This window comes from Sphingobacterium lactis, assembly GCF_011046555.1.
Classification (GTDB): Bacteria; Bacteroidota; Bacteroidia; order Sphingobacteriales; family Sphingobacteriaceae; genus Sphingobacterium; species Sphingobacterium lactis.
This window is the reverse complement of sequence record NZ_CP049246.1, coordinates 1,656,286-1,670,595: the sequence shown is the minus strand read 5'-3', so window position 1 is coordinate 1,670,595 and position 14,310 is coordinate 1,656,286. Positions and strand designations below refer to the sequence as shown.

Genomic DNA, 14,310 nt, shown 5'->3' with positions numbered 1-14,310 from the left:
TTAGGGTACTGGATCGTGGCCGTGACCACCCCATGGATTACAACGGAGAATCCGCTTGAAGGTGAGCCATCCGCCCTTGAAGGGACCATGTTTCAGGATAGCTTCCTTTCCGTATTGGGAACAGGTCGGTGAGTAGCGGCAGCTGGCTCCCAGGAATGGGGAGATAAACAGTTGATAGAACCTGATGATAAGCAAGAAAAGCCACTTCAATGGCAGCTTAATTCCCTTTTCCCAGATGAGATTGATCAATTTCATGTTCTAGACGTGCTAATAGCTGTGCTGTTTTGGCCTTGAGGGTTTCAAAGGGCAATTTCTCATTGCTAACGTACTGAATGGCAAGCGACATATGCAGCGCATTATCCTGCAGAAAAGCATACAGGGTATGTTTCTGCTGGCGGTAGCACTCGCGCATCTGGCGTTTCAGGTGGTTGCGATCCACGGCTCGTTTGAATCTTTTCTTGGGGACGGACAAGATGGCTTGCGCCGGGAATGGCCGTTCCTGCGGTTCATAGGCAAGGTACACAACCCGGAAAGGATATACGACAAAAGAAGAACCATTATGGAAAAGGTCATCGATGGACCTTTTGCTGCATAATCGTTCTTCTTTTTTAAATGTATATTTTTCCATTTCGATGATGTAAGAGCCGGCCATGAAAGCGCGACCTATGAATCACCGGCAAGAGTTGGATTAACCTTTGTGGCGGTACTCGTCAGATACAGAAAGACGTTTTCTTCCTTTTGCTCTACGAGAAGCAAGTACTCTTCTACCATTTGCAGAGCTCATACGCTCTCTGAATCCGTGTTTATTTCTTCTTTTTCTTTGCGAAGGTTGAAATGTTCTCTTCATGACGCTTTTATGCTTGTTTTAATATTTTTAATCAATTTATCCCTCAAAAGAGGAATGCAAAAATAAAGTTTATTTCACAAATACGCAACAGTGAAAAACTAATAAATAAAAAAAAGCAAATTATTTTGGTGTAAAACCGCCATAATTTGCTTCTTTCAGCTTTTTGCTTGCTTATTTATTCTTTAGGATATCGCGAATCTCAGTAAGCAATGCTTCTTCCTTGGTCGGCGCAGGCGCTGCTTCCGGTTCTGCTGGCTCCTCGCGCTTCAAAGAATTGATCCCTTTGATCACGATAAAGATACAGAAGGCAATGATCAGGAACTGGATCAATACGTTGATGAAGTTACCATAGGTAATCGCTACTTCTGTAACACCGGCAGCTTCATTCGCTTCCTTGATTACATATTTCATTTTCGAGAAATCGACGCCTCCTGTGATGAACCCAATCGGTGGCATGATGATATCGTCAACCAATGAGGTCACGATTTTACCAAATGCTCCACCGATCACCACACCGACAGCAAGATCAATCACACTGCCGCGCATCGCGAACTCTTTAAACTCCTTTAAAAATCCCATAATGTGTTCTAGTTTAAATGTGAAATTATTATTTAATAGTTATAGCCTGCAAAAAAAAGGGTTTAGTTTCAGAAACTGAAATTATATTTAAAAATTTTTGACTATTTTTATCCGTTTACTCAACTTTTATAAGTAAAAAATTTTAAATTACTGAACTAAAAGATATATAATTATTATATTTGAGGAAACAAATTAACTACTAAAAACAATTTATCAACCATCCTTGAATATGTGGTTGAACTAGTAAAAGCGTTGCACTTAGCTTTTTTGTATTTAGATTCTATGAAGAAAATTTTAATAGCCGACGACCACATCATTGTCAGGTTGGGTGTTTCTACAGCCATCAAGGAAACGATTAAAGCTGTAGAAATCGTCCATGCACAGACCTACGATGAAGTCTTCTCTCAGCTGAAAAGCTCCACCTTCGACCTTTTATTATTGGACATCAATATGCCCGGGGGAAACAACATCAAGGTCATCAAAGAGCTCCTGGAAATCCAGGCCGACCTGAAGATCCTGGTATTCTCTTCCTACGACGAGACCTTATATGCTTTGCGCTATATTGAAGCCGGCGCAGCTGGGTATGTTAACAAGACAACCAGCATGACCGAGTTCACCAACGCCATCAACAGCATCTTCGAACGCGGCAGGTACATGTCCGAAGCTATCAAGGACCTCTATGTCCAAAAACTGACAACCAGCAAATCCAAGGTCGATAGCCTGAACCCACTCTATAAATTATCCAATCGGGAAATGGACGTGGCCAGGCACCTCATCGAAGGACTGGGCATTATTGAGGTGTCCAACCGCCTCAACCTGAGCTCCTCGACCGTTTCCACCTATAAAAGTAGAATTTTCGAAAAACTGGGCGTTCACAACATCCCAGATCTAATAGCCTTGTTCAAAATGAACGCAGATAAGGAATAACCGTACGGTTATTCCTTTTTTTATGCTTTTAACCTGTCCATGGTCTCCACCGGAATGTCCTTTCTGTGGACTTCCTGCAGGGGTTGTTGCGCAGTGTAGGCATAACCTTGATCGGTAAGCGACCAGAGCATTGGCGAGAGGAAGCTGATGCAGGCCTTTGCGCCCTGATTGATGGCCGCAAGGTTATGGGTATCCTTGGAGTTCTTCGCTTCATTCTCGATCTCGAATGGCCCTTGGAATCCGCGTTGATGCAACACTTCCACAAAGGCATTCCAATCCATATCGTCCGTTCCGCCAAAGCCTGGCAACATGGCTGTATAATGATGCCTATCCCAATCGTTCTGCGGAATGGCCACGCCTGCCCTTTCGGCCAGCGAAGCATCGACATGCTGCATCGGGTACATACCGCCCCATTCCACGATCGATTGATTACGGTGCATGCGCGTCGTTTTCACATGGACTCTTTTGAGCCTGGAGATATCCATCTGCCGAATGACCTCGACCGGATCGGTATGCTGCCAGATATCGTGCGATGGATCGTAGATTTCACCGTGTGCCTTGCTCGGGATCAGGGCATACATCAATTTCCGTGCAGCCAAGACACCCGGTAGGTTGTTGAAGGTGGTGGTGAACCGGGAGGAACGCCAGCCTTCCATCGGACAGTTTTCATAGACAATGGTCACCCCTAGATCTTCCGCATAGCGGACGATCGGTTCGAACACCCGTTTGTATTCATCCAGGTTTTTCTGGAACCCATCGATCTCCTGGCCCAACTCATGGTTATAGCCCACGAAGGTCCCAACCTTCACATCGTTCTCATCCCCGCCCAACAGGTGAGCGATACGGATCAATTTAAGCAGGTGGTTTTGATTTTTAATCCGTTCGGACACATCACCCCCGATCATGTTCTCGAAGGCGCCAAGCGAGAGCCTAAGGCCTTTGCTGTTAAATTTAGCTATTGTAACAAGGGCGTCCTCGGGGCTAAAGTTTCCATAGGCAAGATGGGTGGCCGTATGGTCGGCGCGCGCACCGTCCTCCCGGAAGACGCACAGGTCGATGCCCTGTGCTCCTACCGATGATGCTGTCGCCAACAATTCATCCTGATTAAGCTGGTCGTAGGCCGAGCTCATCAGCCATATCGGGTTCTGGATTTGATTCATTCTCGAATTTATCATTCCTAGCCAACAATTCATAAAAAAAAGCCCTAAAAGGGCTTAAAACTGTTACAGGAGTGCTGAAATACTATTTCTTGTTCTTCAGCTCCTGGATGCCCAGGCGTAGATCCTGTGCTAAGGTCTTGATGTCCTGCAGGCCTTTACGCACACGTGTACCCGCGGCACTGTTCCCCTTTGCGAAGAACTTATCCGCATCATTTTCCAACCCATCAACTAGGGATTTCAATTCTTTGAATTTATCAATACTTGCCATAATTTGTAGATTTATAAGTTTTAATTTTTTAGTAACACCTTTAAAATTAGCATCTTTTTTCAAAAATTAAAATAAAAAACAAAAAAGGTGACCTTCACAGGCCACCCTTAATTTATTAAATAGGATAAGATTAATCTACGTTATCGTGCAGGAAGGAATTGTTCGGTCTGATCTCCGTTTCTCCATCATCGAAGGATAGCGTGAAACGCGAAACCTGCGACTGGGAAGAATGTGGAACATCGTCCAAAGGCTTTTGCTTTCTCTTGTAAGCAGGCTCATTTTCCAATTCCTGAAGGCCGTTGGAGGACTTCAATTTCATGCTCAATTCTTTCAAGCGAAGGATGCGTTCCTTTGTTTTCAACAATTGATCTTCAAAATTGGTCTCTTCCTTTTTCGCTTCTTCCAATTCGATCTCTGCCTTCGGTGCCACTTCGTTCACCTCAGCTACCGGTTCTACCTCTTCCTCTTCAGGCGCTTGGTAGGTATCAAACACAGTTGGTAACTTGAACTCGAACATGGAAGCCGAAGTCTTCAATTCAAATCCATGTGGATTTGGATCCTCTTCTACCTCTTCAACATCGGAATTATCGTCGAATTCCAAGGTATGGCGGATAACCTGAGGTTCGTTTTTTTCAGCAGCAGCATTCACCTGTGAAGCAACCGATGTTTTGTTGGAGAACAAATCCTGCGGTGGCTGCGGGTTACTCGGTGCAGCTGGTGTTTCTGAAGGTTTTACGAAGGCTGATGGTTCAGACTGCGTACGCTCCACAAACTGGTTTGTAGCAACCGGCTTAACAAATGCGGAAGTCTGCACTTCCGGTGTTAAGGGAATAGCGATCTTCTCTTTTTCTTTTTCCTTTACGCGCTCTTCAGCAGTTTGGAAACCTGTTGCGATTATCGTTACGGAAAGTTCCTCTTCGTAGTTCTGATCGATACAGTTACCCCAGATCAAGTCTGCCGATAGACCAGCTTTTTCCTGGATATAATCTGTAATGATCGCTACCTCATCCATGGTTACTTCACGTGTACCGGAAGTAATGTTCAATAGGATGTAACGAGCACCTTCAATTTCATTGTCTTTTAATAATGGGGAAGCCAACGCACCTGTTACAGCATCTAATGCACGTTGTTCGCCCGTTGCCACGGCATTACCCATGATGGCAACACCAGAATCGTTCATCACGGTGCGCACGTCTTTGAAATCGACGTTCACATAACCCGGAATGGTGATGATCTCTGCTATACCTTTAGCCGCAGTGGTCAATATATCATCCGCTTTGGCAAATGCAGCAGTCATCGTTAGGTTTCCGAAGATCTCCCGTAGGCGATCGTTGGAAATCACTAAATACGAATCCACATATTTCCGTAGTTCTTCCAAACCGTCTTCGGCTTGCATACGGCGTCGCTTTCCTTCGAATGTAAATGGAGTAGTAACAATAGCAACTGTCAAAATCCCCAACTCCTTGGCAGCTTTGGCCAGAACAGGACTTGCGCCCGTACCGGTACCACCACCCATACCTGCAGTGATGAAAAGCATCTTCGTATTGGTACCCAACATGCGTTTGATATCCTCGATGCTCTCAATTGCGGAATTCTCACCTACGTCAGGATCTGCTCCGGCACCCATACCTTCGGTCAGGCTCGCACCCAACTGAACCTTGTTCGGGATCGGACTCAGCTCCAACGCCTGCGCATCTGTATTGCACACGATGAAATCCACACCACTAATTCCTTGCTTATACATGTGGTTGACTGCGTTACCACCGCCCCCACCTACACCAATTACCTTGATAATTGATGAGTTCTCCTTTAACATTTCAAATTGTATCGACATATATTTTATCCTATTTAATTCTTCCTCAATCCATTACGCTAACGCAACTTGATTCAACAATTCTAATGTAATATTACCAAAATCTTAACAAGAGTTTTCCACATTTGTTAAAATGTGGAAAAAACACAGCGATGTTGATAATTATTTCTTTCCGATGAACGTATCGTCATCGATGTCCGCGCCGTCCTTGATCCAGTCACCTAAGATCCGGGCAAACCAACCCTCTTTCTTAGACTGACCGTCTGCAATATCCTTAACGTTTTCTTTCTGTTTTTCTTTTACTGGCGCTTCTTTTTTCGTGGTTTTCTCTTCATTGCGCATCTCCTCTTCTTCGATCGCCTGAATACCCTTGATCAAGAGTCCGATACCCGTAGCGTACAATGGGCTCTTCAACTCATCAAACGCCTGCTTGTTCAGCATATCTGTCTTTGCAAGGTATTCGTTCGGGTAACCGATACGACAGTCGATACCTGTGATGTATTCCACCAACTGCACCAAGTGCTTCAATTGTGCACCTCCACCAGTGATCACGATACCAGCGATTAATTTATCCTCATATCCGGAAGCCTTAATCTCGTAGTATACGTGCTCAATGATCTCTTCCATTCTTGCCTGAATGATAAAAGCTAGGTTTTTAACCGAAATCTCTTTGGCTTCACGGCCACGGATTCCAGGTACACAGATCACTTCATTATCTTTATTTTCATCCGCTAGGGCAGAACCGTAGCGTACTTTCAATTGCTCAGCTTGATTGCGCAACACGGCACATCCCTGACGGATATCCTCGGTTACGATATTTCCGCCCAATGGAATTACAGCCGTATGGCGGATAATACCTTCGTGGAAGATCGCCACGTCGGTCGTACCACCACCGATATCGACCAATACGACACCTGCTGTTTTCTCTTCTTCATCCAACACAGCCTCGGAGGAAGCAAGAGGTTCCAATACCAAATCAGACACTTCAAGATCGGAGTTGTCGACACATCGCTTGATGTTCTTGATGTCCGTTACACGACCGGAGATGATATGGAAATTCGCTTCCACACGTCTACCTGCCATACCGATAGGTTCCTTGATGCCCGGTTCGTTGTCGATCGTAAATTCCTGCGGCAAGACATGGATGATCTCTTCCCCTGGAGGAAGTACCAATTTATACATATCCGAAATCAAACGCTCGATGTCCAAGCGGCCAATTTCATCGTCATCGTTCTTGGTCAAAATTCCTCGGTGCTGAATACTCTTGATGTGCTGTCCGGCAATACCAACATTCACGACCTTAATGTCAACGTTAGACTGTCCTTCAGCAACAGCAACAGCTTCACGGATACTGGTCACCGTTTTCTGGATGTTCGCTACCACCCCACGGTTAACGCCAGCAGATTCTGCTTTTCCTACACCTAATAACTCAACCTTGTTCGAACCACTACGACGGCCTACCGTTACGCAGATCTTCGTCGTACCAATATCCAACCCGACAATGATTGGATTTTCTTTTTCGTTTTCTACAATTCTAGGTTTCATATGCTGTGTTTGATGCTGTATGTTATTAAAATATCTTATTTATTATTACTTAGTGTGCATTTTCATTTGCAGGCTATCGATAAACCAATCGCCATTGCGCTCGCAGACAATCTGTCCGCTGTATTTCACGTTCACCTTGCTGTAGGCATCCGTGCCCACCTTTGGCAAAATATGGGTATAGAAGCTTTTCAAGCGATCTAACTTATAGCTCAACGAATCCGCATTGCCGATGATCAATTGCTGACTGCCCACACGCGGTACGATTTCAATATCGCGCTCGTCATTGACGTACAGTTGCACGATCTGATTGCTCCACAGGTCGTCGCCTTTCGTGTCTTCCACGATCTTGACCAAGTCTTTCACCAATTGACTCTTCACCGGTTCCAGTGCCTTCTTGTACCCTTCGTTGATATAACCATTCGCAACCATTACATGCGGTACATATTTCAGGGTCACCGGGATTTTATTACTCTTGGAATCCACATAATATTGCTGCCCATTCTGGCTGATGATGCGCACCACCACTTCGCGTTGCTGCACCGCTACCTGCATCGTGCCATCCATATCCATATGCACATCGGCTTCGGAAACATAAGGCGATTTCTTCAGCTCTGTCTCGATCTGTTGCAAAGGCAATTGATTCAAGGGCTTCCCTACGACCGTTCCGAACTTCTCCTTGATCATTGATGTGATATCATTCTGGTCAATGAAGGTCTCCTGCCCCTCGACCATCACTTTCAAAGCGGAACATACCTGTACCTGATCTTTCTTATTGACCAAGCTCATCAACATGCCGACCCCGACCAAAGCCACAAGACCTAAGAAAAAATAAGCGACTTGGCGCCATTGTATATTTCTGATCTTATTTAACATCGGTCATGATTGCTTTTAAAGGTTTCACCAATTTATCAATATCACCAGCACCTACCGTCACCAATAGCTCTGGCTGTTCTGTTTCAACGATGGATAGCACCTCCTCAGGGCTCACCACGCGTTTGTTCTGCAGGTCGATTTTCTCCAATAACCACGAGGAATCAACCCCCGGGATAGGCAGCTCGCGCGCCGGATAGATTTCCATCAGCAACAGTTCATCCGCCAGACCCAATACTTCGGCAAAACCATCGATGAAGTCGCGCGTACGGGTGAACAGGTGCGGTTGGAATACCACCGTCAGTTTCTTGTTCGGGTAGAGTTTCCGCATGGAAGTCAGGAATGCGCGCAATTCCTCAGGATGGTGCGCATAATCATCGATATAGATGCCTTTCTCGCCTTTAACGATAAACTCAAAGCGACGCTTCACGCCTTTGAAGGCCGACAGTGCCGCCGCAATTTTGTCTGCGGAAATACCCAACAGTTTGGCTACCGTAACGGCTGCCACTGCATTTTCCACATTATGTAAACCCGGTATACCCAGGTGAATGTTCTTAATGTCCAAATCCACTGAATGGTAATCGAAGTAGAACTCGCCATCTTCGACGCGCACATTCATGGCGTAGGCATCGCATACCTCTTCACGTGCGTAAGCAATATCACCAGCGAAAGGAAGCCCCTTCTTCACGATCTTGGTACCGCCTTCAACAACGCGATCCAGGTACAGTTTGAAATTCGTGATCAACTCATTCGCATCGCCATAGATATCCAGGTGATCTGCATCCGCAGAAGTCACGATGGCAATATTCGGATGCAGCGTCAAGAAGGAACGATCGTATTCATCTGCCTCCACGACCACCACATCGTTGTCCCCAAAAAGGACATTGTTCTGGTAGTTGCTGCTGATACCACCCAAAAATGCCGAACAGTCGTATCCACTGTGCTTCAGCACATGGGCGACCATCGTGGATGTTGTTGTCTTTCCATGCGTTCCGGCTACACCGATGGTAAATCGGCTTGCAGAGATGAATCCCAGCACCTGCGAACGTTTGAAAAGCTCATGCCCAGCTTCCACGAAATAGGCCTTCAATTGAAGGTCCTTGGGAATAGCTGGTGTGTAAATCAATAGGGTGTCTTCACTGGCCGCTTTGAATACATCGGGAATGGACTGCAAGTCATCCGTGTAAGTGATCTGCATCCCTTCTTCTTCCAATGTTTTGGTCAGCTCCGTTGAAGTTCGGTCGTAACCGGCGACTTCACACCCCAAACGACTAAAATAACGAGCCAATCCGCTCATGCCGATTCCGCCAATCCCCAAAAGGTAAACTCGTTTTATTTTGTCGATATTCATATTGTTACTTTATTAAATTCAAAACTTCCTGTGCGATGACCACATCCGCATCCGGAAGGGCCAATTTGCCGATCTGCTCGCGCAGGTCCGCCTGTTTTTCGGTATCCTGGAACAATTCCAGTACGGCAGGTACCAAACCTTCTCGTGCTTCCACATCCCGAACCATCAGCGCTGCACCTTTTACCACCAATGCATTGGCGTTCTTGGTCTGGTGATCGTCCGCTACATTCGGCGAAGGCACCAACACCACGGGCTTTGCAATGACGCACAGCTCGGAAATGGTCCCTGCACCAGCACGTGCTACGATAACATCAGCAGCTGCATAGGCATAATCCATACGCTCCAGGAACGGCATCAGCTTGATGCTATCGGGAAGCTGCTCGCCAAATTCGGCCTGCAATTTCTCGTAGTAATAGCTGCCACACTGCCAGATCACCTGCACCCCGGCAGCGACCAAAGCAGGGATCCCGGCCTTGATGCTATCGTTCAGTGTCAGGGCACCTAAGCTACCTCCAGTCACCAAAAGCGTAGGCTTGGAAGCATCCAGCCCGAAAGCATGCATGGCCTCCTCGCGTTTGCCTTCGATCGAAACCGAAGATTTACGGATGGGATTTCCCGTCAAAAGCACACGCTCTGAAGGAAAGAACCTGTCCATCCCCTCATAGGCGACACAGATTTTCCTGGCTTTGGCACCCAACTTCTTGTTGGTTACCCCAGCATAGGAATTCTGCTCCTGGATGATTGTTGGTAAGCCCATCATGTTGGCCATCATCAACAACGGCCCCGATGCATACCCCCCAACACCAATGGCTGCTTCTGCCTTAAACTCTTTAAGAACGCGTCTCGCCTTCCACAGACTTTTGATCATCTTAAAGGGAAGACCGATATTCTTCAATGGAGATTGTCTGTTTATGCCAGCGATATCCAATCCGATGATTTCATATCCTGCTGCAGGCACTCGCTCCATTTCCATCTTACCGTTGGCCCCAACAAAGAGGATCTCGGTATCCGGAGCAATATTCTTTAGCGCATTGGCTATCGCAATCGCAGGGAAGATATGTCCTCCCGTTCCACCACCACTGATAATAATTCTATGCGCCATTTTTCAATCGTATTAAATCGTTCCGACAACAACCTTTTTGTTCGGGCTCTTTACGGGAACTTTTTCTTCTTCCTGTTTCAACTCCTCCACGTTCCGGCTTACACTCAGGATAATGCCCAAGGCCACACTGGTGAACAAGATGGAGGTACCCCCCATACTGACCAACGGAAGCGGAACCCCTGTTACCGGACCTAAACCGACAGCTACCGCCATATTGGCCAAGGCCTGTATGGTCAAGCTGAAGCCCAACCCAGCCGCCAGAAAAGCCCCGAAGGCTCGCGGACTCAGCGTCACGATCCGTATGCACCGATACATCAGTGCGATATACAGAAAGAGTAACACCGCCCCACCTATCGTTCCGTATTCCTCGATAATGATCGCGAAGATAAAATCCGAATAGGGATGCGGCAGCACGTTACGCTGCACACTATTGCCCACACCTTTACCGAACATCTCACCAGTCGCAATCGCAATCTTGGCATTGTTCGCCTGGAAATTCTTATCGTCCTGGAATGACGTCTTTCCGTCATGTACGCTTTCTGTTTTAAAGAACCCTTCGATCCGGCTCATGTACGTTGCACGACGTGGCCCCAACAGGATCACCAACATCAGGAGCACACCTCCGCCCAAGCATACGACTGCAATCTGTTTGAAACTGATCCGCCCGATCAACAACAGGAGCACACTCACGCCGAACAGCATCAATGCCGTGGAGAGGTTGGCCCAAGCAATCAGGACGAACACAAAACAAACCGCCCCCATGATTGGAATGAAGGATTTCTTCACATCCTTGATCTCTTCCTGCTTCCGGGATAACATCCGCGCCAGGAAGGTAATCAATGCCAATTTCGCCAAATCGGAAGTCTGGAACGTCTGGTTGATCACCGGAATCGTCAGCCAGCGACTTGCTTCATTGACCTTGCTTCCGAACACCAAGGTGTATAACAATAGTGGAATGGTGATGACCATCAATAACTTGGAAATACCCGCATAATACCGGTAATCCAATTTATGCGACAGATACATCAGCACTAAACCGGCAACAACGATAAATAAATGTTTAAATAGATAAAGCTCCGTACCCTTGCCTTCCTTGTAAGCCAACGTTCCTACCGAACTGTAAACAGCCAACAAGGACCAAAAGGATAACAGGATCACAATGATCCAGATCCACTTATCGCCTTTCAGTTTAGAAAAAATGTATTCCATCGTTCCCCTTTCTTTTTATAAAGTCATTACCGCTTCTTTGAACTTATCGCCGCGGTCTTCATAATTCTTAAACCAATCAAAACTTGCACATGCTGGAGAAAGCAGAACAGTATCTCCCTTCTTCGCCAAGTGGGAAGCAATCTGAACGGCATCGCTCATCGATGCTGAGTTCACAATAACTTCGGTATCATCTTCAAATGCCTCATGAATACGGCCCGTATCCTTACCGATACAGATGATCGCTTTCACCTTGCTGCGCACAAGATCTTTCAACATTTCGTAATCATTCCCCTTGTCGACACCGCCCATGATCAATACGATATCCGTGGAGAAGCTCTCCAACGCATACCATACGGAATTCACGTTTGTTGCTTTTGAATCATTGATATAATTCACCCCACCAATAATGGCCACATGTTCCAATCTATGCTCTACATTCGTAAAGGAACTCATGCTCTCCATCATCGCCTTATTTCTTAACTGCTGGATTTTTCCAACCAACCCCGAAGCCATGTTGTTGTAAACATTGTGCTTGCCTTGCAATGATAATTCTTCAATATTCATGATAAAAGCGTCTCTATTAGGTACTAAAATGTTGATATTCTTTGCTGTGTCCACGTATGCTCCCAATTCCGTCATGGAATCGTAGGTAAATGGCAGGTGCACCGCTGCAGTAGGGTGCTTTGCCAATGCGGCCATGGTCTCCGGGTCATCCATGCAGTAGATGAAGTAATCCGCGGAAGTTTGATTTTGAACCATGCGGAACTTTGAAGCCACATAATTCTCCATCTTATAGTCATACCGGTCCAGATGGTCCGGTGTAATGTTCAAGATCACGGCAACATCGGCCCGGAAGTGGTACATGTCATCCAACATAAAGCTGGAGATTTCCAGTACATAGGCTTCATGGTGCTCACGCGCCACCTGCAGGGCAAAGCTATTGCCAATATTGCCCGCCAGACCAACGTCCATACCTCCGTTTTTCAGGATATGATATGTCAGCAATGTGGTGGTCGTCTTTCCGTTCGAACCCGTGATACAGAACAGCTTGGCATCGGTATATTGTGCCGCAAACTCGATCTCCGAAATAATGGGCAATCCCGCAGCTCTCAATTTCTTGATCATCGGTGCCTTTTCCGGAATGCCGGGGCTCTTTACGACAAGGTCAGCGTTGAGGATCAACTCCTCGCTGTGTTGCCCTTCCTCGAAAGCAATGCCCTCCGCCTGTAGATCCGCTTTATATTTATCGCTGATAGATCCCATATCAGACACAAATACATCAAAGCCCTTATCCTTACCCAGGATCGCGGCACCCACACCACTCTCTCCTGCGCCAAGGATAACGAGGCGTCCAGATTGTGGGTAATATGTATGTGCAATGTTTGGCATCTGTTTATCTTACTTTCAATGTTACGATGGTTAAAATTGCCAAGATGATGGACACGATTACAAAACGCGTCACGATCTTGGATTCATGGTATCCTTTTTTCTGATAGTGGTGGTGCAATGGCGACATCAGGAAAATCCGACGGCCTTCACCAAACTTCTTCTTGGTATACTTGAAATAGGAAACCTGCAGGATAACCGACAGATTCTCGATCAAGAAAATTCCGCACAATACAGGGATCAACAATTCCTTACGGATCAGGATGGCGAAGGCAGCAATGATACCACCAATGGCCAAGGATCCTGTATCCCCCATGAATACCTGCGCCGGATAGGCGTTGTACCACAGGAATCCCGTACATGCCCCTACAAAAGCGCCGGCAAAGATTACCAGCTCACCCGAATTCGGGATGAACATGATGTTCAGGTAATCTGCGAAAATGATGTTACCCGACACGTAGGCCAATATCGCCAGGGTCACCCCCATGATCGCCGAGGTACCCGTGGCCAAGCCATCGATCCCATCGGTAATATTGGCTCCATTGGATACCGCCGTGATAATGAACACGACCACAATCAAGAAAACCACGAACGTAGCCCAAGGATTCGTGATGCCGAAAACATCCAATACCTTGGCATAATCAAATTCATTGTTCTTATAGAAAGGAATGTTCGTCTTCGTGGACTTCACATTCTCTGCGTAAATCTTTTCTCCAGTTGATGGGTTAATCACCACCTCAACAGGCTTGGAAGAAGTGGGGTTGGTCACCTGCTGTCTGGCAACGATCTCTGGATGGAAGTACATCGTGATCGCAATCAATACACCTAGACCTACTTGACCGATCACTTTAAACTTACCTGCCAAACCTTCTTTGTTTTTGCGGAACACCTTGATGTAGTCATCCAGGAAACCAATAGCTCCCATCCACACCGTGGTAATGATCATCAGGATGATGTAAATATTATCCAACTTGGCAAACAACAGCGTCGGCACCAGGATACCCGCAATAATGATGAGCCCCCCCATCGTCGGTGTACCTTGTTTCTTTTTCTCACCTTCCAGACCAAGGTCGCGAATGGTTTCTCCAACTTGCTTCTGGTGCAACAGGCGGATCAAACGGCTACCGTAAACTGTAGTGATCATCAACGACACAATAACTGCCATGGCCGTACGGAACGAGATATACTGGAATAATCCAGCACCCGGAATGTGGATATACTCGTTAAGCCAAGTGAATAAATAGTAAAGCATG

Annotated in this window: 15 protein-coding genes; 1 reads left to right on the top strand and 14 read right to left on the bottom strand. The window is 46.4% G+C overall.

Features of this window, described 5'->3' with window-relative positions; translation table 11 throughout:
* From yidD to mscL, 4 genes are all read right to left on the bottom strand, one after another.
* Positions 1-255 (bottom strand): membrane protein insertion efficiency factor YidD, encoded by a 255-nt coding sequence (yidD, locus tag G6N79_RS07265; protein ID WP_103907006.1) that lies wholly within the window; start codon positions 253-255, stop codon positions 1-3.
* Positions 218-628, bottom strand: coding sequence for a ribonuclease P protein component (locus G6N79_RS07260; protein WP_103907135.1), 411 nt, complete (start codon positions 626-628; stop codon positions 218-220). The genes yidD and G6N79_RS07260 overlap by 38 nt, the downstream gene beginning before the upstream one ends.
* A gap of 60 nt (positions 629-688) precedes the next feature.
* A complete protein-coding gene (gene rpmH / locus G6N79_RS07255; protein ID WP_086947645.1) occupies positions 689-847 on the bottom strand; it encodes a 50S ribosomal protein L34 in 159 nt (52 codons plus the stop codon).
* A gap of 171 nt (positions 848-1,018) precedes the next feature.
* On the bottom strand, positions 1,019-1,426 hold the full coding sequence (mscL, locus tag G6N79_RS07250; RefSeq protein WP_103907005.1) for a large-conductance mechanosensitive channel protein MscL: 408 nt from the start codon (positions 1,424-1,426) through the stop codon (positions 1,019-1,021).
* A 282-nt stretch (positions 1,427-1,708) separates the two neighbouring features.
* On the opposite strand from mscL, the gene G6N79_RS07245 reads away from it, so the two are divergent.
* Positions 1,709-2,353, top strand: a complete 645-nt coding sequence (locus G6N79_RS07245) for a response regulator (protein ID WP_103907004.1) — start codon at positions 1,709-1,711, stop codon at positions 2,351-2,353.
* Positions 2,354-2,373: 20 nt separating this feature from the next.
* Here G6N79_RS07245 and G6N79_RS07240 read toward each other — a convergent pair whose 3' ends face one another.
* From G6N79_RS07240 to mraY, 10 genes are all read right to left on the bottom strand, one after another.
* Positions 2,374-3,513 carry a sugar phosphate isomerase/epimerase family protein gene (locus G6N79_RS07240; RefSeq protein WP_103907003.1) on the bottom strand — a complete coding sequence of 380 codons (1,140 nt, stop codon included), beginning with the start codon at positions 3,511-3,513 and terminating at the stop codon, positions 2,374-2,376.
* Between the two features lie 82 nt (positions 3,514-3,595).
* A complete protein-coding gene (locus tag G6N79_RS07235) occupies positions 3,596-3,781 on the bottom strand; it encodes a histone H1 (RefSeq protein WP_103907134.1) in 186 nt (61 codons plus the stop codon).
* Positions 3,782-3,911: 130 nt separating this feature from the next.
* A complete protein-coding gene (gene ftsZ / locus G6N79_RS07230; protein ID WP_103907002.1) occupies positions 3,912-5,615 on the bottom strand; it encodes a cell division protein FtsZ in 1,704 nt (567 codons plus the stop codon).
* A 141-nt stretch (positions 5,616-5,756) separates the two neighbouring features.
* On the bottom strand, positions 5,757-7,139 hold the full coding sequence (gene ftsA, locus G6N79_RS07225) for a cell division protein FtsA (protein ID WP_103907001.1): 1,383 nt from the start codon (positions 7,137-7,139) through the stop codon (positions 5,757-5,759).
* Between the two features lie 45 nt (positions 7,140-7,184).
* Complete coding sequence (locus tag G6N79_RS07220) at positions 7,185-8,012, bottom strand: cell division protein FtsQ (RefSeq protein ID WP_103907000.1); 828 nt, start codon at positions 8,010-8,012, stop codon at positions 7,185-7,187.
* Positions 8,002-9,360 (bottom strand): UDP-N-acetylmuramate--L-alanine ligase, encoded by a 1,359-nt coding sequence (gene murC, locus G6N79_RS07215; RefSeq protein ID WP_103906999.1) that lies wholly within the window; start codon positions 9,358-9,360, stop codon positions 8,002-8,004. The genes G6N79_RS07220 and murC overlap by 11 nt, the downstream gene beginning before the upstream one ends.
* A 4-nt stretch (positions 9,361-9,364) precedes the next feature.
* Complete coding sequence (gene murG / locus G6N79_RS07210) at positions 9,365-10,462, bottom strand: undecaprenyldiphospho-muramoylpentapeptide beta-N-acetylglucosaminyltransferase (RefSeq protein ID WP_103906998.1); 1,098 nt, start codon at positions 10,460-10,462, stop codon at positions 9,365-9,367.
* Positions 10,463-10,474: 12 nt separating this feature from the next.
* Complete coding sequence (locus G6N79_RS07205; RefSeq protein WP_103906997.1) at positions 10,475-11,671, bottom strand: FtsW/RodA/SpoVE family cell cycle protein; 1,197 nt, start codon at positions 11,669-11,671, stop codon at positions 10,475-10,477.
* Between the two features lie 15 nt (positions 11,672-11,686).
* A complete protein-coding gene (gene murD, locus G6N79_RS07200; RefSeq protein WP_103906996.1) occupies positions 11,687-13,060 on the bottom strand; it encodes a UDP-N-acetylmuramoyl-L-alanine--D-glutamate ligase in 1,374 nt (457 codons plus the stop codon).
* A gap of 4 nt (positions 13,061-13,064) precedes the next feature.
* Complete coding sequence (gene mraY, locus G6N79_RS07195; RefSeq protein ID WP_103906995.1) at positions 13,065-14,309, bottom strand: phospho-N-acetylmuramoyl-pentapeptide-transferase; 1,245 nt, start codon at positions 14,307-14,309, stop codon at positions 13,065-13,067.
* Between the last annotated feature and the right edge of the window lies 1 nt (position 14,310).